Source organism: Pseudoalteromonas sp. XMcav11-Q (genome assembly GCF_040104525.1).
Taxonomy (GTDB): domain Bacteria; phylum Pseudomonadota; class Gammaproteobacteria; order Enterobacterales; family Alteromonadaceae; genus Pseudoalteromonas.
Genome location: NZ_JBECOX010000004.1, coordinates 1 through 19200 on the forward strand (window position 1 = coordinate 1; position 19200 = coordinate 19200).

12 protein-coding genes, 2 pseudogenes and 1 riboswitch are annotated in these 19200 nt (G+C 44.4%); of the genes and pseudogenes, 9 read left to right on the forward strand and 5 right to left on the reverse strand.

The features are described 5' to 3' along the window. Window positions 1-484: 484 nt before the first annotated feature. The 3 genes and pseudogenes from ABMY45_RS07620 to ABMY45_RS07630 all read left to right on the forward strand — a co-directional run. A pseudogene (locus ABMY45_RS07620) lies at window positions 485-1387 on the forward strand (phage late control D family protein); the annotation flags it as partial. A 1911-nt stretch (window positions 1388-3298) separates the two neighbouring features. Next, window positions 3299-3556: pseudogene (locus tag ABMY45_RS07625) on the forward strand (hypothetical protein); the annotation flags it as partial. A gap of 529 nt (window positions 3557-4085) precedes the next feature. Further along, window positions 4086-4349, forward strand: coding sequence for a hypothetical protein (locus ABMY45_RS07630; protein ID WP_045989826.1), 264 nt, complete (start codon window positions 4086-4088; stop codon window positions 4347-4349). Window positions 4350-4486: 137 nt separating this feature from the next. Here ABMY45_RS07630 and ABMY45_RS07635 read toward each other — a convergent pair whose 3' ends face one another. Then, complete coding sequence (locus ABMY45_RS07635; protein ID WP_010605623.1) at window positions 4487-5020, reverse strand: DinB family protein; 534 nt, start codon at window positions 5018-5020, stop codon at window positions 4487-4489. A gap of 186 nt (window positions 5021-5206) precedes the next feature. Between ABMY45_RS07635 and ABMY45_RS07640 the strand changes: the two genes are divergently transcribed. Then, complete coding sequence (locus ABMY45_RS07640) at window positions 5207-5935, forward strand: glutathione peroxidase (RefSeq protein ID WP_069021877.1); 729 nt, start codon at window positions 5207-5209, stop codon at window positions 5933-5935. Window positions 5936-6228: 293 nt separating this feature from the next. Further along, the gene (locus ABMY45_RS07645; protein ID WP_349288692.1) at window positions 6229-7689 is read left to right on the forward strand and encodes a dihydrolipoyl dehydrogenase; all 1461 of its coding nucleotides are present in this window, start codon (window positions 6229-6231) and stop codon (window positions 7687-7689) included. 44 nt (window positions 7690-7733) lie between these two features. Here ABMY45_RS07645 and ABMY45_RS07650 read toward each other — a convergent pair whose 3' ends face one another. Genes ABMY45_RS07650 through ABMY45_RS07660 form a run of 3 tightly spaced genes read right to left on the reverse strand, consistent with a single transcriptional unit; the run spans window position 7734 to window position 12112 of the window. Continuing rightward, window positions 7734-10160, reverse strand: a complete 2427-nt coding sequence (locus tag ABMY45_RS07650; RefSeq protein WP_349288693.1) for an ABC transporter permease — start codon at window positions 10158-10160, stop codon at window positions 7734-7736. Continuing rightward, window positions 10153-10842 carry an ABC transporter ATP-binding protein gene (locus ABMY45_RS07655; protein WP_349288694.1) on the reverse strand — a complete coding sequence of 230 codons (690 nt, stop codon included), beginning with the start codon at window positions 10840-10842 and terminating at the stop codon, window positions 10153-10155. Before ABMY45_RS07655 ends, ABMY45_RS07650 begins: the two co-directional genes overlap by 8 nt. A gap of 22 nt (window positions 10843-10864) precedes the next feature. Further along, window positions 10865-12112, reverse strand: coding sequence for an HlyD family efflux transporter periplasmic adaptor subunit (locus ABMY45_RS07660; RefSeq protein WP_349288695.1), 1248 nt, complete (start codon window positions 12110-12112; stop codon window positions 10865-10867). Between the two features lie 175 nt (window positions 12113-12287). Between ABMY45_RS07660 and ABMY45_RS07665 the strand changes: the two genes are divergently transcribed. The 4 genes from ABMY45_RS07665 (at window position 12288) to ABMY45_RS07680 (ending at window position 16908) form a co-directional block, all read left to right on the forward strand. After that, window positions 12288-13664, forward strand: coding sequence for a sigma-54 dependent transcriptional regulator (locus ABMY45_RS07665; RefSeq protein ID WP_349288696.1), 1377 nt, complete (start codon window positions 12288-12290; stop codon window positions 13662-13664). Continuing rightward, a complete protein-coding gene (locus ABMY45_RS07670; RefSeq protein WP_349288697.1) occupies window positions 13651-14952 on the forward strand; it encodes a HAMP domain-containing sensor histidine kinase in 1302 nt (433 codons plus the stop codon). The genes ABMY45_RS07665 and ABMY45_RS07670 overlap by 14 nt, the downstream gene beginning before the upstream one ends. 93 nt (window positions 14953-15045) lie before the next feature. Beyond that, a riboswitch (yybP-ykoY riboswitch) is annotated at window positions 15046-15204 on the forward strand. 19 nt (window positions 15205-15223) lie between these two features. Next, window positions 15224-15787 (forward strand): manganese efflux pump MntP family protein, encoded by a 564-nt coding sequence (locus ABMY45_RS07675; protein ID WP_349288698.1) that lies wholly within the window; start codon window positions 15224-15226, stop codon window positions 15785-15787. Window positions 15788-16230: 443 nt separating this feature from the next. Continuing rightward, complete coding sequence (locus tag ABMY45_RS07680; RefSeq protein WP_349288699.1) at window positions 16231-16908, forward strand: LiaF domain-containing protein; 678 nt, start codon at window positions 16231-16233, stop codon at window positions 16906-16908. A 62-nt stretch (window positions 16909-16970) separates the two neighbouring features. On the opposite strand, the gene ABMY45_RS07685 is transcribed toward ABMY45_RS07680, so the two are convergent. Continuing rightward, window positions 16971-19136 carry a M3 family metallopeptidase gene (locus ABMY45_RS07685; RefSeq protein ID WP_349288700.1) on the reverse strand — a complete coding sequence of 722 codons (2166 nt, stop codon included), beginning with the start codon at window positions 19134-19136 and terminating at the stop codon, window positions 16971-16973. Window positions 19137-19200 lie beyond the last annotated feature (64 nt).

Below are 19200 nucleotides of genomic sequence, written 5' to 3' on the forward strand. Positions count from 1 at the left end.
TGATGCTGGGGCGACGTTTTCTTGGTTCGTTCTTTTTCGTCGTTTAAAAAGAATGAACGAGGAGCGCATGGATGCGCTTTGATACGAGCCATGGAGGGTAAGGCTAATATGTCCTCCTGACAGGTTTGGACGCCCATCCATGGGCTACAACTTACTTTTCTTTGATGCCCAAAGAATCGTTGCGCAAAAGAAAAGGCACTTCTTCTTCACCTGAAAAGCATACTTCTCGGCGGGTGAACCGCCTCCCACAACGCTATATTATATATCGACTTGGATTTGAGGATTCGGTGTGATTTCGGGGAGGTGTTTTCAAAACCATCGTTATGCCAAAAGATAAGCATCCGAATGCTGAATAAAAAAATGAGTTAAAAATGCTTATCTTTTATGTAACAATAGCGCGCAAATAAGAACCAATCGCAGCACACTAGGAAGTAGTACCGCGTATTGGTGGAATGGCTTTAACCAACAACAGTGGACATAAAAAATGCAAACAAGGATTGTGGTGTATGGTACTAACCATCCTGTACATGTCGTCGATTTTGAACTCACGACCTGTATCAATAGCGGCTTTTTACTCAAAGCGAACCTAGAATCCCAATTTGACCTTGCTGATGAATTACTTGTCGGCAATATGCTCACGTTTGAAATTGAGTCACCAGATGCAATATCGACGTATTTCACTGGGACTTTGTTTGATATCCAATCTGGTTTTGTGTCTGAGCACACCTGTAGTGCAGAAGTGGTCTTAAAGCCTCGCCTTGAGTTACTTAAGCAAACAGAAAAAAGCCAAATCTTTGTACAAGCCAATGTTCAGTCTGTCCTCAATAAGCTGATACAAAAAGCCGGCTATTCACAAGACCGGATAAAATGGCGAGTCACTAAAGATTTACCCACGCTACCGCAGTGCGTACAAGCACTAGAAAACGACTACACCTTTTTCACCCGACTCTTAGCAAAGTACGGCTTAATTTATTGGTTTGAATGCCATGATTTTATTGAGTCGATAGTGATTGCCGAGGGGAATCTTGCAAGCCCCTATATTGAGCGAGGCTTGCTGTCGGTGACAGATAAAGATGGTCTGGTGCACGAGCATGAAACCAGCTTTGTTGGGTTTACGCAGTGCCAAAGCCGCCATCGCTTTAGAATGGGTGGCTCCCAAGTGCATGTGAATGCCCATCCACCAACCTCAGTCAGCTCGGCCCAGCGCAGTTATTTTGAGCCTGCTGCACAAAACCCTGCTGAGCAATTTGAGCGCACTGGCAATCTAGAGCTTGCCTATCAACAAGGTAAAAATGAAGTCACGCTGGTAGGGAACGTAGCCGAAGCCAATGCCGGTTATTCGTTTTCGTTAAATGGTAAATTGGGCACAGCAAAAGGTGGCGATTATACCTGTATTCGCAGTAAACAGGTGTATAAGCAAGGCAGTGCCAATGACCCTAAGCAAGTTGCGCATCATAGCGAGTCGGTGTGTGTACCACGGGGTGAGCCAATACGTATCGCGCCCCCAGAGCATAGCCCCAAGCCGATGGTGTTTACCGCCACAGTGCGCTCGCTGTCGGGGTCAAAGGCCAATCCTCACTTAGATGCACAAGGGCAATATGCCACGCAAGTACATTTTGATAGTCAGGTGACTGAATCGGTAAAGCGCCTCACACAATATGCCTGTCGTGGTCAAAAGCAACCGACAGGGTTACACTTTCCACTGCTGCCAGACAGTAATGTGCTCATCGGTTGTATGAACAACGACCCAGACCAAAGTTACCTGTTAGGGTTTGCCCTTAACGACACGCAACCATCTGTTGTTACTAGCGCCAATAACGCCCAAAACGTGCTCTGCTCTCGCGGCCAAAACCTGTTGATGTTTGATGACACCCCAAAAACCCCGCATATTGTGTTGCAAACCCTAGCGGGCAACCAGCACTTGGTGTTACATGGGGATAAAAAGCAGCCTTATATTCACTGGCTTGCGCAACTTGGCGCAATGAATATTTTTGCAGCCAAAGACATACAACTTGGCAGTGTTAAAAGCGCAATTCGACTACTCACCAATAAAACCTTTATTGCCAGCGCCAAACAACAATTGGCACTGGAGAGTAAAAAGTCGGTGATTGCCGATGCCGCAACCAACCTAGACGTCACCGCCAATCAAATTGACGCCAGCGCCAAACAAGATTTGACCCTTAAGGCGGGCCGCAGCCATCGCAGTGTTATCCAAAGTGATATCAACCTCAAGGCAGACAACAATCTCACCATCACCGCCCCGGCGGGAAGTCAAATCATTCAAAGCCAAGGCAATATCACGATTAAAGGCAGTGGCTCTGGCAACCTCACCCTTGCCAATGGTGGCAGTGAAATCAGCATTGACTCAAGTGGTAACGTCAACATCTTTGCAGACAAGTTACTGACCTTAAAAGGCAAAGCCATGACCGTGTTTGACGGCAGCATGGAGCAAGATATTGGTGGTAAACAAAGCGCCACTATGCCGAGTGTGCCGCAAATTCAAGCGCTCTCTGAGAATGCTCGACTCTCACTTGCCGCCGATGGCATTGCCACCATGATGAGCAGTACCATTGAGCTGTCTTACACCTATCAAGATGGCAGCCCAATTATGGGCGCACCTTATACCATTCGATTTGCAAACGGCACAGAGTTGACTGGTACCTTAGACGACAGCGGTAAAGCAAAAATTGAGAATGCCCCGCCAGGTCAATATACCGTGCAATATGGTGAGGATAAACGCGATTACCTGCCAGAAGATAATCGCCCTAAAAATCCACTGTATGGAAAAATCACCCCAGCGCGAGCGGCTGAAATGGTACGCAGCGGCAATACCGCACCACTGATAGAAGCCAATGGCATTGCAACCCAAGCAGGTGATTGGTTATGGGGCACACTACAAGGCGACTTTAATCAAAACCCCTCTACGTCACAAATCGTGGTAGGCACCTTGATTTCCATGATACCGATTATCGACCAAGTCATGGATTTACGAGATATCATTGCCAATGTCATGTTACTGACCGACGATGATGAAGCCAACGACACCGACGCTTGGCTTGCTTTTACCCTAACGGGTATTGGTTTAGTACCAGTTGTGGGCTCAGCAGTCAAAGGCGTGGGCAAGGTTATCTTAAAAAATACTGGAGAATCGCTCTCGGCTGCGCTTGCCGTACTACGCAAGCTCGGCAAAGGCGACCCAGTTAAATACCTAAGAAACATCAACTGGCAAGACCTAGGAAAACAATCCGCCACGGAAGTTAAAAACATCGTCAAAGGCCTGCGCGATTCACTCGATGACATGTCTACCAGTTGGCACTACGACCTACTACTTCCAGACGCCGCCATCGAAGGCATGCAAGCCACGGTTAAACGCCTAGACGAGGTCACCCCAAAAATCGACCAACATATGCAACAAGCCGCCCAAGAAATCGGACAGCGAGTTAATAAAGCACTGGATGAGTATCAAGGCCAACCACCAATTCGAGGCGTTACCGACAAACCAACCAAAGCCAAAGCCGATGAGTTGGAACCGCCAAAAGGGAATGAGTTGCCCGGGACAGTTAATAGTCAGTCGGTTTCTGAACAAATAAAGCGTCTTGATATGGAGGGACATGCACCTGCAAGGCATGGAGGGCCAAATAGAGTCACGAAAAAACAATTAGTAGACAGAGCTCTACGAGGGAAAGACCCTGCCTCTGGCACTATATATGATGCTTACCGAAAGAATCCAGATGGGTCTCCAGCACTGCACAGAGTAGGAAAAAATGCCTCTGCGTTTTCTTCAGACGAAGCACTCATTCGTGCCGATAATTATATTAAAAGTACTAAATCATTTAATTTATTGACAAAGAAAGCAAAAGTTAATAAAGAACCATTTGTTGAGATACAAATACCACTTGAAGATATTTTTGGCTCTAACTACAGAAATGCGGTACGCGGAATAACTAGACTAGGTTCCAAGAAAAACCCCACTGGATACGAGGTTACAGATTTTTCAAACGGAAACGCCAAAGCTATATATCTAATAGAAGATGGTAACATTAAATTGCACACATTATACCCTGAACTAAAGAAGTAAATATACGATGAATAAACTTGAAGATCCTTTAAGAACCATTTTAAAAACTTATTGTCATGTCGAAAGCTATGACCCCAGTATTTTGAGAAGAGCTGTCGGCATTGGAGAAGACTACCCTTATGACTTGATTAAAGTCAGAGCCCAACTTCGGGAGGTTATAGACTTAAATCTTATTTCACTAACAGAGTATGAAGAATTAACAGACGAAGATTTTGACTCGATAGAGGACCTTCATGAATGGCTAGAGGAGCTCTATTCAGAGTTATTATGAAAAGTTAGCGAGTGAAATTCTTATTAGCAGGCTTTACCGAACACGGTTTTTAAAGGCCTGTAGAGCTAATGTCTAGCTTTATAACCCTTCTCATTGCTGATAACACTAGACATAACTGAAGCGGTAAAGCTAAACCACTAACCAAATGATGTGGGGATCCGCGCTAATAGATCGGTTTCTCCCATATCAATACCAATCTGGCTGAGTAATGTCGTTATTTGCCCTCTATGGTGCGTCTGATGATTAAATAAATGATGCACTAAAAAACCAAACTTGCGAGAAAAGGTTTTACCTTGTGTGTTTTTGTAGTGTAAATCGGCTGCAAGCGCCTCCTCAGTGACTTCATTCGCAAACTCAATAATCACCTTATCCATTTCAGCCCTTGCCTGTCTCAACGCTGCAAAATCTTCATACAGCATCGCATCAAGCTTTGTCGGCAGCGGCATTGTTGCTACAGCATTCAGTGCTTCAGCATGATGGCTATGCTCTGTATAGCGCTTAAGCCAAATAATATCGGCAACAAGAATATGGTTTAACGATCCCATAATGGATCCAAAAAAAGCCCCTCGATCTTGGTGTAATTCCGTGGCGCTCAATCCCGAAACAGCTTCATATAATCTTTCGTTCATCCAGCAATTGTAATCCGCCATTAATTCAAAGTTTGCTTTCATCTAAATATTCCCTGTTCCCGTAAAAATTGACTAACCTCAACTTAGCAGCATTGGCTAGATTAAAAAATACAAATATTTGAAGTTGAAAACAATCAATTTTATTGAACACTTTAATCTTAACTATCAATTATACAAATCAAAATGCGCGCGGCATAATGGCTCCATCAACTTAAGAAGGAAAGCAAAATGTTAAAGAATATTGAAGGTCAACGCGTACCACAGGTTACATTCCCAATTAGAGAAAATGAAGAGTGGAAGCACGTCACCAGCGATGAAATTTTTAAAGGTAAAACTGTGGTTGTATTTTCTTTGCCTGGTGCCTTTACACCAACTTGTTCGTCAACGCACTTACCGCGCTATAACGAGCTTGCTAGCGTATTTAAACAAAATGGTGTCGACGAAATCGTGTGTTTATCCGTTAATGATACGTTTGTAATGAACGCATGGGCACAGTACCAAGAAGCGCAGAATATTACACTACTACCTGACGGTAACGGCGAATTCACTGACGGCATGGGCATGTTAGTTGATAAAAACGATTTAGGTTTTGGCAAACGCAGCTGGCGTTATTCAATGCTGGTAAAAGATGGTGTGATTGACAAAATGTTTATCGAACCAGAAAAGCCTGGCGACCCGTTTGAGGTATCAGACGCAGATACTATGCTGGAGTACATTAACCCGCGCCAAATCAAACCAGAGCCGGTTACCGTTATTAGCAAGATTGGCTGTCCATTCTGTGAAAAAGCCAAAGCTTTGCTAAAAGAAAAAGGACTGGCATATGAAGAGCTGGTACTTGGTCAACAAGCATCGCTAACCAGTCTTAAAGCGCTGTCTGGTCGCGAAACCGTGCCGCAAGTATTTATCGGTGGTAAACACATCGGTGGTTCAGACGATTTAGCTGAATATTTCGCTTAATCACTCATCCCCCACAACATGACTTGGTGAACTTGCTCACCAAGTCAAAATGTTCCCCCTCAACACAACAAAACACAATGACTAGTGACACTGTCATGGGGGGAGTATACCAATTTATCTTAATACTTGCTCAATTTGAAGGAGCAAATCTGACGCTAACTGCGTTAAAAATTTCTCATTTAGAACAACTAAATAGCAAAATTTTTGCCTGGTTATCGACAAGATTTTCTCGCCTCAAATAGACCTCTTAATTAAGTAAATTGGTATCACACTTTCTGATTTCGGAGCAAAAAATGAAAAAGATAAACACCGACGTAGTCGTGATTGGTGCGGGAACAGCGGGTCTCAGCGCCTATAGAAATGCCAAAAAATATACCTCAGAAGTACTGATGATTGAGTCTGGCGTATACGGCACAACGTGCGCACGGGTTGGTTGCATGCCGAGCAAGTTACTGATTGCCGCAGCTGAAGCTGCACATCAAATTGAGGTCGCGCCTAAATTTGGTATTAATGTAAAACCCGCTGAAATTGACGGTAAAGCGGTTATGGCGAGAGTAAAGCGTGAGCGAGATCGCTTCGTTGGCTTTGTCGTCGAAGCTGTCGACGAACTACCTGAGCAAGATAAACTACGCGGCAGTGCAAAATTTATCAACAGCCATACGGTACAGTTGGACGACCACACTCAGATCACAGCCAAACGTTTTGTTATCGCTACAGGTTCAAGACCTAGCTACCCCGGTGTGTTTAATAATTTTGGCGACCGCTTAGTCATTAACGATAACGTTTTTGACTGGGACAATTTACCCGACTCAGTGGCCGTATTTGGCCCCGGCGTGATTGGCTTAGAACTAGGTCAAGCGCTACACCGACTTGGCGTAAAGGTCAAAGTATTTGGTGTCGGCGGTGGCCTTGGACCACTAACCGATCCAATCGTCAAAGACTATGCCACCACTGTGTTCAGTGATGAGTTTTACCTCGACACAGATGCCAAAGTATCAGATATGAAACAGGTCGGTGACAAAGCCGAGCTTACCTACATTGACAAACAAGGGAAACCACAAACCGAGCAGTTTGACTATGTGTTGGCAGCCACAGGTCGTGTGCCCAATGTTAATAACTTAGGGCTAGAAAATACCACGCTTGAGCTTGATGACCGAGGCGTACCGCTAGCCGACCCACATACCATGCAATGTCTTGATGGCTCAGGTAACGCCCCGATTTTTATTGCAGGTGATGCCAGCAACCAGATCCCGCTTCTACATGAAGCCGCAGATCAAGGCACGATTGCAGGTGAAAATGCCGGTCGCTTCCCTGATGTGAGAGTGGGACTGCGCCGTGCAAAGCTTGCGGCGGTATTTAGCGACCCACAAATTGCGATGGTTGGAGCAAGTTATAAAGAGTTGGAAAAGCAATATGGCAATTGTGGCTGCTTTGCCATCGGAGAGGTAAGCTTTGAAAACCAAGGCCGCAGCCGCGTGATGTTAAAAAACAAAGGCCATATGCGAGTCTACGCTGAGCAAGGCACCGGATTATTCTTAGGTGCCGAATTTGTCGGCCCAGCTGCTGAGCATATGGCGCATTTACTTGCTTGGGCGCTACAAAACAAGATGACCGTGCCACAAATGCTCGAAATGCCTTTCTACCACCCAGTGATAGAAGAAGGCCTAAGAACGGCACTGCGAAATCTAAATGCAAACTTGAAGTTTGGCCCGGATATTATCAAGCACTGCTTGGAATGTGGTCCAGGCGCTTAACTTATCTCTGTTCAGGCCTCATTGTGAGGCCTGTTTTGTTGCAATTACTCGTATCTTAATGATTTTACAGGTCGCGCTTGTGCGGCAACTAGCGTCAACGAGCCGACCGTTAGCCAAGCAATTGCAAACGCTAAACTTGCTGCAATCAAAAATGGCACGATTGAAAGGTCAACACGATAGACAAAGTTGTTTAACCACTGCTGCATCACAAAGTACGCAAGCGGCCACGCTATCAGGTTTGCGATCAGCACTTGCTTTGAGAATTCCTTGTTGATCAATATCACGATATCCATCACCGAAGCACCAAGCACTTTACGCACCCCAATCTCTTTGGTGCGCCTTTTTGTAGTAAAAGAGGCAAGACCAAATAAACCTAAACAAGCAATGAAAATCGCCAGCATAGAGAACAAATTAAACACAATGATTTCTTTGTCTTCCTGGCGATACATCTGCTCAAATTTAGTTTGTAGATAAGTCAGTTCCATTTCTTGTTCTGGTACTAGCTTGCGCCAAGTGGCCTCTATAAAGTCGCGAGTTTGCGCTGTATCACCTTGAAATTTTATCGCCATCGAATTGCCTTCATTCTCTCTTAGCAAGTGATACGTTGGGCTTATCTCTGTTTTAAGCGAAGAAAAATAGTAGTTTTGCGTCACCCCGATGATAGTCGCCGTAGCGCTTGAATGCCGAGTTAATCGTACTTCAAATGTTTTACCAACTGCTTCATCAGCACTAAATCCTAAATTCTGCGCCGCCTTTTCATTAATCACAACCGAAAAACGCGGATTTGGCTCAGCTGCACTCGGCATCGCGAACTTATCGGCAGGAAAATCGCGACTAAACCCTCGGCCACTCAGTAACTTAATGTTGTAGCTGCTAAAATAATCTTCATCTACTGCCAATGTCGGCATGGTCTGCGACAATTGTGTTTTTGGATTAACCATCCCAAAAGCATCGACAATGGTCTCTGTTGGTACCGCTGAACTTGCTGTCACGCTGACAATACTTGGGTGAGAGAGCAGTTGTGTTTTTAATGCGCTACGCTGTTGACTGGCGATATCTGTATAAAGACGGCTCAGCACAAAAGTATTGTCTTTGTCATAACCGAGCTCTATGGCTCTTGCGTACTTTAGTTGCTGGTTAGATACCGTGGTGGCGATAATAAGCACCACGGCGACACTAAATTGAAATACCACCAGCCCTTTACGCAGCAGCGCACCAGATTTACCCTGTGTCACTTCTCCTTTAAGCACTTTAGCAGGTTTAAAGCGGCTTAGATAAAAGGCAGGGTATGCGCCTGAGATTAAGCCAACGAATAACCCTAAAAGCAACAGCGTAGTCAACACTAACGGCTCTGAATAGAAGTCAAAACTGAGCGGCTTGCCGATAAAACTCGCAAACAAAGGTAAACCAGCCTCAACCAGCGCTACAGCAATGATCAACGCGATATAACTCAACATCATCGCCTCAACCACAAACTGCATAACTAAATGCTGCTGTTTAGCGCCTAATGTCTTACGTACTCCCACTTCCTTTGCGCGCTTGGTTGCTGTGGCAGTCGACAAATTCATAAAATTAACACACGCAATAAAGAGAATAAGCGCTGAAATAACACTAAACGAATAAACGGTATTGATATCACCATTTTCTTTCATTTCACCATACTGATGTGAGTGAAGATAAATATCGGTGATAGGCATTAATTCAAAGCCAAGGGTGTCGCTAGTTCCCGGACCATAATGATTTTCTAAATAACTTGGGATTTTTGCTTCAACATCTTCACCGGTTACCCCATCCGCTAATTTAACGTAAGTGAAATAGTTAAAACTTGGGTCACGCTGCCAGCTGTTATCACCATAATAAGTGGTGGCCGTTGCCATACTGATCAGCGCAAAGACGTTTAAATGGGTGCGCAGTGGCAAGTCTTTTATCACAGCGCTCACCTTTAACGGTAGTTTTCCTGCACCAAGTAAAGATTCTCCAACAACATTCGTGCGACCAAAATAGAGCATTGCAGCTGCTTGGGTTAAAACAATGGTGTTGGGAGCCTCGAGTGCCGACTGACGCTCTCCGTCAATTAGATCTAAGGAGAAAAAATCAACAAAGTTGGGGTCAGCGAGGAATACACCATCATGAAGAAAACTTTCCTTGCCTTGCCCAAGCGCAACGCTCACTTCTCGAAAGCGAGTAGCATCAACCACTTCTTCAAAGTGTGCTTGATAGTTTTCTGCGTTAAATACTTGCCCTTGCGCATAGTATTGTTCAGGCGCACTTGGCGGCATCCATTTTACAGACGAGCGATAGATTTGCTCGTGACCCTCAATAAACTTGTCGTAACCCAGCTCAGATTCAACAAAGATGGCCATACTGATACAAATAGCTAAACCAATCGCCAAACCCAAAATATTGATTGTTGAGTAGAGCTTTTGTTGCAGTAAGCTGCGATACGCGATTAACAAGTAATTTTTAAGCACAACGAACCTCCAGCATTTGACTCGAAACAATATGGCCATCCAAAACATGGATCGTGCGATGCGCGTAATTTGCATGGTGATCTGAGTGCGTCACCATGACTATCGTTACCCCTTCTTGGTTAAGCTGTGCTAACAGCCCCATGACTTCTTCACCATTTTTTGAGTCAAGATTACCGGTTGGCTCATCCGCTAGAATCATTTTTGGCTTTGCGACAATGGCACGCCCAACTGCAACCCTTTGCTGTTGACCACCTGAAAGTTGCTGTGGGTAATGATCTTTGCGATGCGCAATGTTCACTTTTTCCAGCACGGCTGTCACACGCAGTGCTCGTTCGGCTTTAGAGATCCCCTGATAAATAAGCGGAAGCTCAACGTTCTCATATACAGTGAGCTCATCAATAAGGTTAAAACTTTGGAAGATAAAACCAATATTGTCTTTACGAATATCAGCAAGCTGACCTTCACTTAACTGGCTGATGTCCTTGCCATCAAAAACATACTCGCCGCCATCAATATGGTCTAGCATGCCGATGATATTGAGTAAGGTAGATTTACCTGAACCTGACTGCCCCATGATAGCAACAAACTCGCCACGCTCTACGGTCACCGTGACATCCTCAAGGGCGTAAGTCTCAACCAGCTCAGTACGAAAAACTTTATTTATTTTAGTTAGATGTAACATATTCTTTTGCCTTTTAATTCTATTAACGAGTCAAACTGACCGACTGCATGTCTTTAAAGCTGCTGTAACTTGAAGTGATCACTCGGTCGCCGACTGCCAGCCCATCAAGCACTTCAATATATTTGTTGTTACGCTCGCCAAACGTCACCGATTTCTTCACCGCCACTTGGCTGCCCTGCTTTAGTACAAATACCCACTTGCCGCCGGTATCTTGATAAAATCCACCATTTGGTATTAAAGTCGCAGCTTTCGCATCTGCTAATAACAACTCCAACTGCAAACTTTGACCTCTACGAATGTCGCTGGGCAGCACACCATTAAAAGTTAAATCCACTTCAAAGCGACCATTTGACACTTCGGCATAGACCTTTGCGAGCGTTAGCTCATACGGCCTCCCTTGCAGCGTTAACCTTGCGGTTTGTCCCGCATACACGCGGCCCAAGTAAAATTCATCAATTTGGGCCGACACTTTATATTCAGACACAATATCAACTTGCCCTAAACGTGAGCCTCTCGCCTTTGACGCGCCTAGTTCCGCGTCTAGCGCAGTCAATTGACCATCCATAGGCGCTTTGATAATTAGATTTTCAAGGTTTTTACGCGCAAAACCTAAGTTTTTATTAAGCTGCTCAACGCTATCTTCTAGCTGTGCAATTTGTGCCGTACGGATTTTTTCATCTTGTTGCTGCTGCTCAATAATTAACTTGCGGCGGTTTTTTAGATACTCAGTTTCATCTTCGGCCGCTTGTAGCTCATCTTTTGAAACTAAATTCCCGCTACCAAGGCGCTTGAACTGTGCAAGCTTTCGCTCACTTTGACTTACCTGATAATCTAGCTCTAATAGGTTTCGTTTTAAGTTTAAACGGTTTTGATCTATCGCTAAGCGGGTATTGTGTAGGTTATTTAGCTGCTCTGAGATCTGCGCCTCACGGGAGATCACATCCAGCTGCAAACTCGTGTTGCTCAGTGCGAGCAGTTTGTCACCCTTTTTAACCATCGCACCTTCTTCGACGAAACGCGCTTCAACTCGCCCACCTTCGATGGCATCTAGATACACAGACTTACTCGGCATGATGCTGCCTCTAAGCGGAATAAGATCATGAAACTCGCCCTTTGTCACTGCACTTATCTTGACTTTATCCATCGCCAGATTAACACGATCCCCGCTGCTACTCGCTGCACTATCAAATGCAAAATACGCTACCACGATGACAGGTAGCGCCAGCCACCACAGCTGAAATCTTTTGTTAGGTGTTATTTTTCTGTCCATTTTGTCACTCTCTTGAGTTCAGGTTAGCCTAATAACTCAAGTTGCATGCCAAACTAAAAAACAAATAAAAATCAAAAGCATAAAATTATTTTTTGGAATAATGGAACAAAAGAGTGTAAAAAAATTAAACACCTAGTGTACGATATCGTACAGTTTGATGAGAAAAGGAAATGTAATGACTATCAGCGATAAGGCAATTTTAGTTGTCGACGACAACAGCGAAATTCTCGTCGCCACGAGAATGTTGCTCAAACAATATTACAAAAAAATCGTGACGCTAGAGAACCCCCACGATATCGCTAAAACAATGTCGGAACAGGACTTTGCACTGATATTGCTCGACATGAACTTTACTCGAGAATCAACCTCCGGCGCCGAAGGATTCTACTGGCTAAAACAAATAAAAGCCTTGGATGAAGATGCAGTGGTTGTACTCTTCACTGCCTATGGCGACCTAACGATGGCAGTGGATGCCATCAAACTTGGTGCCAACGATTTTGTCCTCAAGCCTTGGCAAAATGAAAAGCTACTCGCAACGGTTGCCAATTGCATCGAGTTGAGCGCACAACGGCAAAAGTCCAAGAAGCTCACGCAAATCGCACAAATCTCAATGGCTGCGCAAAACAAACCATTCGAGCATTTAATTGCCTCGAGTCCAGCAATGGAGCAAGTTTTTCAAACCATAGAAAAGGCCGCCAAAACCGATGCCAATGTCTTAATCTTAGGCGAAAGCGGCACAGGTAAAGAAGTCGTTGCCAGAGAGCTACATAAACAGTCTTTACGAAAAGACAATACCTTCATGTCTGTCGATATGGGCACGATAGCCAGCTCTTTGTTCGAAAGTGAATTGTTCGGCCATATGAAAGGCGCATTTACAGATGCGAAAGCCAATAAGCCAGGTCGCTTTGAGCTTGCGGAATCCGGTACTTTATTTTTAGATGAAATAGCCAATATTCCGCTCGAGTTACAGGGAAAGTTACTTACTGCGATCCAAAATCGAGTGGTTACACCAGTGGGAGGCAGCAAACAAATAGAGGTTGATCTGCGCCTTATCACCGCAACCAATATGAATTTGTATGACATGGTGCGCGAAGGCAGTTTTCGTCAGGACTTGTTATACCGCATTAATACCGTAGAGATCACACTTCCAGCACTACGAGATAGACCCCAAGATATTCCACTACTTATTGAGTTTTATGCTGATCTATACAGCAAAAAGTACAAGCTACAGTGCAAAACGGTCAGCGACAAAATGATGGCTAATTTAGTCAAGTATCAATGGCCCGGTAACATCCGAGAATTACAACACTTGGTTGAACGCGCAGTTATTTTATCTGACTCAACCCAATTGCAGTTTCAGCTCGCCAGTCCAGGGGCAAGCTCTGAGGAGAGTGCGGGCTTTATTGACACCTATAACCTCGCAAAAATAGAGCAGCACACCATAGAGCGGGCGGTCCGAGACTTTAAGGGAAATATCAGCCATGCGGCTAAAGCGCTTGGGATCACTCGAGCGTCACTGTACCGTAAAATGGAGAAGTATGATGTGGAATAATAGCCTCGTTCGCATGGCCATTTTTCAACTCGCAGCCATTTTATTCGCCACACTTGGTGTGCTGGGCTTTATCCACAGCTACGTCTTTTTGTTTAGTGGTTTATCCATTGCGATTGCAGTCCTATTCACAGTGCTGTCTATTGCCACACTGAAAAGACAGAAACAACAATTCGAAGAGGTGTTTACTGCGCTCAAGTATCAAGATGGCAGCTTTAGAATTGATAATAAGCACCCAATAAGTAAGCAAGCACTTACAACCTGTAACGAGCTTATTCAGAAAGCTCAGCAAGATAAAACCAAACAGGCAGAGCTCGTCACTACTTACGAAACCATGCTACAACACATAGAAGCAGGTCTGATCCTTATCAAAAATGGCCACACCATTTTGATTTGTAATAACAGCGCAAAGCAATTGTTGGATATTCGCGGCGCAGAGTCTGGACACTCATTACTTGCAGCACACCCAGAGCTTGAACAAGCCAAAGTAGGTAGCCACATCGCCAAAGACTTACTATTTAAATATTTTACGTTTTCCAATCAAGGTAATCAGTACCAACTTTGGCTTTTCACCGCGATTTCAGAGCAGCTAGAGAGTACCCAAATCGAGTCTTGGCAAAAGCTGATCCGCGTGCTTATCCATGAAATAGGAAACTCCGTCGCACCGATTTATTCACTCTCAAATACGCTAGTTAATATCACCAATAATCAGTTAGCTGAAGCGGTGACAGACCAAGAACTCGTTGAAGACTACCTACAAAGCCTGCAAGCGATTGGTATTAGAAGCCAGTCTTTACTTGGCTTTATTGATAACTACAGAAAGCTCACGCATATTCCTGAACTTGACCTCCAACCGCTTGCGGTACAGACTTTACTTGACGACATTACGCCGCTGATAAAAAGCGACTTTAGTGACGCCCATATCACCCTACACTTTGATGTGACGCCCGCTGCGCTGAGCATTAATGTTGATAGAAAAATGATAGAGCAAGTGCTGCTCAATCTACTAAATAACGCCAAAGATGCCATGAAACATAACAACCATGAAAAAATAGTGACTGTATCAGCAACGATTAATCGCTACGGCAAATGTGAGATCAAAGTTGCTGATAACGGGGAAGGAATAGAACCCAGCGCACTTGATAAAATATTCGTACCATTTTTTACTACAAAACCTCATGGTTCAGGAATTGGGCTTGCACTCAGCCAACAAATTATCCATCGCCACAAAGGGCGGATCAGCGCGACTTCTGAAGCAGGAAAAGGGAGCTGCTTTAGTGTCTTGCTGTAAGATAAATAACTAAAAATGGAGCCAACTCATCCACCATATCGTGTAGAGCTAGCTATAAACTTAGATTTCTATTTAGAACAATTCTTGATATTATCGCAACTCGTTGGGGAGTAGCCTGCTTCCAATGCTCGGAAGAGTTCGTATCAACATAATTGGCCAAAATGCCATGGTGCGGACACCTCTCGGTTGGCGAGACCATCGATATATCCATGCCTGTGGTCGGGCGTGTGGATATGTCGTGGACTCAAATCGCCCGACCGGAGCAATGTAAATGAATTTCGTCACCCTGCTACTGTTAGCATACGCCATGTCTACCGATGCGTTTGCCGCGGCAATCGGTAAAGGCGCCAGCCTAAAATCACCTCGGCTTACCGAAGCCATAAAAATCGGCCTCATTTTTGGTGTTATTGAAGCCTGTACGCCGCTGATTGGCTGGTTAATAGGACAATCTGCAGCTGGCTATGTCGAGGCTTGGGATCACTGGATTGCCTTTATCTTACTGTTAGGACTTGGCGCTCATATGATTTATGAGAGCCTTAAGGGTAATGACGATGCGCCAGTACAGCACGCAAAGCAACCTTGGTTAAAAACCATTATCACAGCGTTTGGTACCAGTATTGATGCAATGGCTGTCGGTGTCAGTCTCGCATTTGTTGATGTGAATATATGGCTCGCCGCTTCGCTCATTGGCCTTGCCACCACCATGATGGTAACAATTGGTGTGATGATTGGGCATTCGGCTGGAAAGTTCCTTGGTAGTCGAGCTGAAACCTTTGGTGGGGTGATCTTAATCTGTGTGGGAACTTGGTTGCTATATAGCCATCTTTCGATTTAATCGCAAAAAGAGCGGTATATTTACCGCTCACTTGCTTATCCCTTTACGTTAGGGCTACTTGGCTTTTAAGCCTTTTTAATCGCTTTTTTCAGCTTTTTGATTTTTGCTTCATGCTTTTCAATCTTTGCTTTACGCGCTTTCAGCTCTTTTTTAAGCGCTTTGACATCGCTTTTCTTCGCCATAACTAATCTCCTTTGGTTGTTTTGCGAACACCTACTACCATAGCAAAGTGACTGACAATATCAAACTACACCTGCGCTACTGCGTTGCCTGCCATCTAATAGTGGTAATTTTGACCAAATACTATTTTGTACAACTAAATATTAGTAAATAAATAGAGTAAGTTGATATTAAAAAACACTAACCACTTGTTTTATAAATGATTTAATGTTGGCTTGGTTGTTGCTTCTATAAGCATAAATCAAGAGAACGGAACCAACCATATGTCTGTACCATTAAAAGATAGGCCTCTCGAATCCGTTAGGGAAGAGGTGATTGACCAGTTAATTCTAAATTACAGCCACGGTGAGCTTTCGGCTGATGCATTCGAGAGACGATTGGATAAAGCATACGACCTGAACGAACAAGAACAAATTGCAGCACTTAGTGCTGATTTACCGCTAAAGTCGGATGCAAGATATCACAGCGAAAAAGCCGCTCGTTTGGGTCCAAAATTTACCTCAAGCGTAGATGGTGCTGAGGCAATAAGCATTACCTCTATACTTAGTTCCAACCATCGCAGTGGCGAGTGGGTCGTACCTAAAGAGATCCACCTAAAAAACTACCTTGGCAGCTTGGAACTAGATTTTAGCAACGCAATTTTTAGTCACCCTGAAGTACATATTTATATAGATTGCATTTTAGGCAGTGACGAAATCTTTGTACCAGACACAGTCGATGTCGTCACCGATATTCGTAATATTATGGGTTCAGTAGAAAACACAAGAAATACGCTTGCATCTGCAGGGCAGGTGAAACAGCGTCCACAAATTTATATTCACGGCAGAATGATTTTGGGTAGCATTGAAATTAGCGTAAAGCGCTCGATGAAAGCGCAAATAAAGCAATTTGCCGACGGCCTTAAATCCCTATTTGGTGACGGCACGAAATCCAAAAGCTAAAGCTTTATAAAAAACCCCTTGGTTCAGGGGTTTTTTATTATCCGAATAGCAGAGTAAACTTTTTACTTCTCTACAGGAAAGCCTCTATCACGCATAAGCGCTTCAACTTCAGCGTCACGGCCTCTAAACTTGCGATACGCTTCTGCTGGATCCATTGAGTTGCGAACTGAGAATAGGTAATCCACTAAACGCTGTGCAACGTCTTTGTCGTAGAAGCCACCTGGCGCTTCTGCAAACGCTTCTGCTGCATCAGAAGTTAATACCTCAGCCCACAGGTAACCGTAGTAACCCGCTGAATAACCTTCACCTGAGAATACGTGACCAAAGTGAGTTGTACGATGACGCATCACGACCTCGTCCGGCATGCCTAGCGCACCTAACTGAGACTTTTCGAATGCAACAGGGTCGCCAATCTTGTCAGGATCTGTGGTATGGAAAAGCATATCCATAATAGCCGAACCAAGGTATTCAGTCGTCGCGAAACCTTGGTTAAAGGTTGCTGACTTCTTGATTTTCTCGATTAGCGCTTTAGGCATAGGTTTGCCTGTTTTATAGTGAACTAAGTAACGATTGATCACTTCGTCCGTTGCCAACCAACGCTCCAATAGCTGAGATTGGAACTCAGTGTAGTCGCGCACACCAGAGTTTGAACTTGGGTACTTCACGTTTGATGAAAGCGCATGCAGCGCGTGACCAAACTCGTGGAAATAGGTTTCTGCATCTGACCAAGAAATTAAGGTCGCTTCACCTTCTGGTGCTTTCACAAAGTTGGAGTTGTTTGAGCTAAGCACATTTGTTTTACCATCAAATGTTGTATGGCTACGATATGATATGGCCCACGCACCAGAGCGTTTACCTTTACGTGCGAACGGGTCTAAATACCAAAGGCCGATATTATCACCAGTGGTTTTGTCTGTTACTTCCCATACACGAACGTCAGGGTGGAATACAGGCACCGAGCCCTTTGGCACTTCAGTGAATTCAAAGTTAAACAGACGGCCTGCTACATAGAACATCGCTTCACGCAAATTATCTAGCTGTAAATAGGCTTTAACTTCGTTTGAATCCAATTGATACTTAGCTTGGCGAACCTTCTCAGCGTAGAAACGGTAATCCCATGGCATGATTTTTATATCATTGCCTTCAAGCTTAGCAATAGATGTCATGTCTGTTACTTCTTCTTTCACGCGCGCAATTGCAGCAGGCCATACTTTTTTCATCAGCGCCATCGCGTTTTCAGGCTTTTTCGCCATGCGGTCTTCAAGACGCCACTGCGCGTAATTATCGTAGCCGAGTAAGTTAACGCGTTCATGTCTAAGCTTTAGGATGTCAGAGATAATCGCTTTATTGTCGTACTCGCCACCGTTGTTGCCACGGTTATAGTAGTTGTTCCATACTTTCTCGCGTAACTCACGCTCTGTTGAGTAGGTTAAAAATGGATCCATTGATGAACGAGAGTTGGTGATCGCGTACATGTCCGCCTTACCGCGCGCTTTTGCAGCAGCCGCTGCCGACGCAACAAACGACTCAGGCAAACCTGACAACTGGTCTTTAGTGAGATAGACTACATAGTTTTCTTCATCTGCAAGGACGTTGTTTGCAAATTTAGTATGTAGCTTTGATAGCTCAAGATTAATGTCCGCGTAACGCTTAGCGTCTTCACCTTTTAGCGTCGCTCCATTGCGGGCAAAGCCGTTATAACGCATCCAAGTAATACGCTGCTCTTCTGCCGTTAGCTTTTTATATTCAGCGCCTTCGTATACCGCTTTTACCCGTTCAAAAAGCGCTTGGTTTTGGGTGATTTTAGAGCTGAACTCTGAAAACTTAGGCACAACTCGCGATTGGATTTCTCTAAACTCTGGGCTTGAAATATTTGCACTCCAAAGGCCGTAGTAGGTAAAAACACGATCTAAAGGAGCACCCGCTCTTTCTAGTGCAACAATGGTGTTCTCAAAAGTTGGCTTAGCTGGATTATTGGCTATTGCTTCAATTTCTTTCAAATTATCAGCCATACCAATTTCAAGCGCAGCTTCTAAATCTTCAAGCTTCATTTTGTCAAAATGAGGAACGCCTTGATAAGGACCTGAAAACTCCTGCAAAAGCACGTTATCATATTGCTTACTTTGCAGTGATTTTATTGGTTCTTGGCTTTGGTCTGCTGTGCCCGCACAACCCGCAAGGGCTAAACATACAGCTGCACTTAATAATGTGATGGAAGGTTTGAACATATTGTTTCATCGCTTGTTGTTATCGTGGGATAGATATTACGGATCGTCTCTAAAAGTGCAATCG

What these genes read in the sequence shown, in the direction of transcription:
- ABMY45_RS07655 (WP_349288694.1), bottom strand. Translation starts at nt 10,842, where the DNA reads ATGTTACATCTAACTAAAATAAATAAAGTTTTTCGTACTGAGCTGGTT.
- ABMY45_RS07675 (WP_349288698.1), top strand. Translation starts at nt 15,224, where the DNA reads ATGAATTTCGTCACCCTGCTACTGTTAGCATACGCCATGTCTACCGAT.
- ABMY45_RS07630 (WP_045989826.1), top strand. Translation starts at nt 4,086, where the DNA reads ATGAATAAACTTGAAGATCCTTTAAGAACCATTTTAAAAACTTATTGT.
- ABMY45_RS07685 (WP_349288700.1), bottom strand. Translation starts at nt 19,136, where the DNA reads ATGTTCAAACCTTCCATCACATTATTAAGTGCAGCTGTATGTTTAGCC.
- ABMY45_RS07645 (WP_349288692.1), top strand. Translation starts at nt 6,229, where the DNA reads ATGAAAAAGATAAACACCGACGTAGTCGTGATTGGTGCGGGAACAGCG.
- ABMY45_RS07665 (WP_349288696.1), top strand. Translation starts at nt 12,288, where the DNA reads ATGACTATCAGCGATAAGGCAATTTTAGTTGTCGACGACAACAGCGAA.
- ABMY45_RS07640 (WP_069021877.1), top strand. Translation starts at nt 5,207, where the DNA reads ATGTTAAAGAATATTGAAGGTCAACGCGTACCACAGGTTACATTCCCA.
- ABMY45_RS07670 (WP_349288697.1), top strand. Translation starts at nt 13,651, where the DNA reads ATGATGTGGAATAATAGCCTCGTTCGCATGGCCATTTTTCAACTCGCA.
- ABMY45_RS07680 (WP_349288699.1), top strand. Translation starts at nt 16,231, where the DNA reads ATGTCTGTACCATTAAAAGATAGGCCTCTCGAATCCGTTAGGGAAGAG.
- ABMY45_RS07635 (WP_010605623.1), bottom strand. Translation starts at nt 5,020, where the DNA reads ATGAAAGCAAACTTTGAATTAATGGCGGATTACAATTGCTGGATGAAC.
- ABMY45_RS07660 (WP_349288695.1), bottom strand. Translation starts at nt 12,112, where the DNA reads ATGGACAGAAAAATAACACCTAACAAAAGATTTCAGCTGTGGTGGCTG.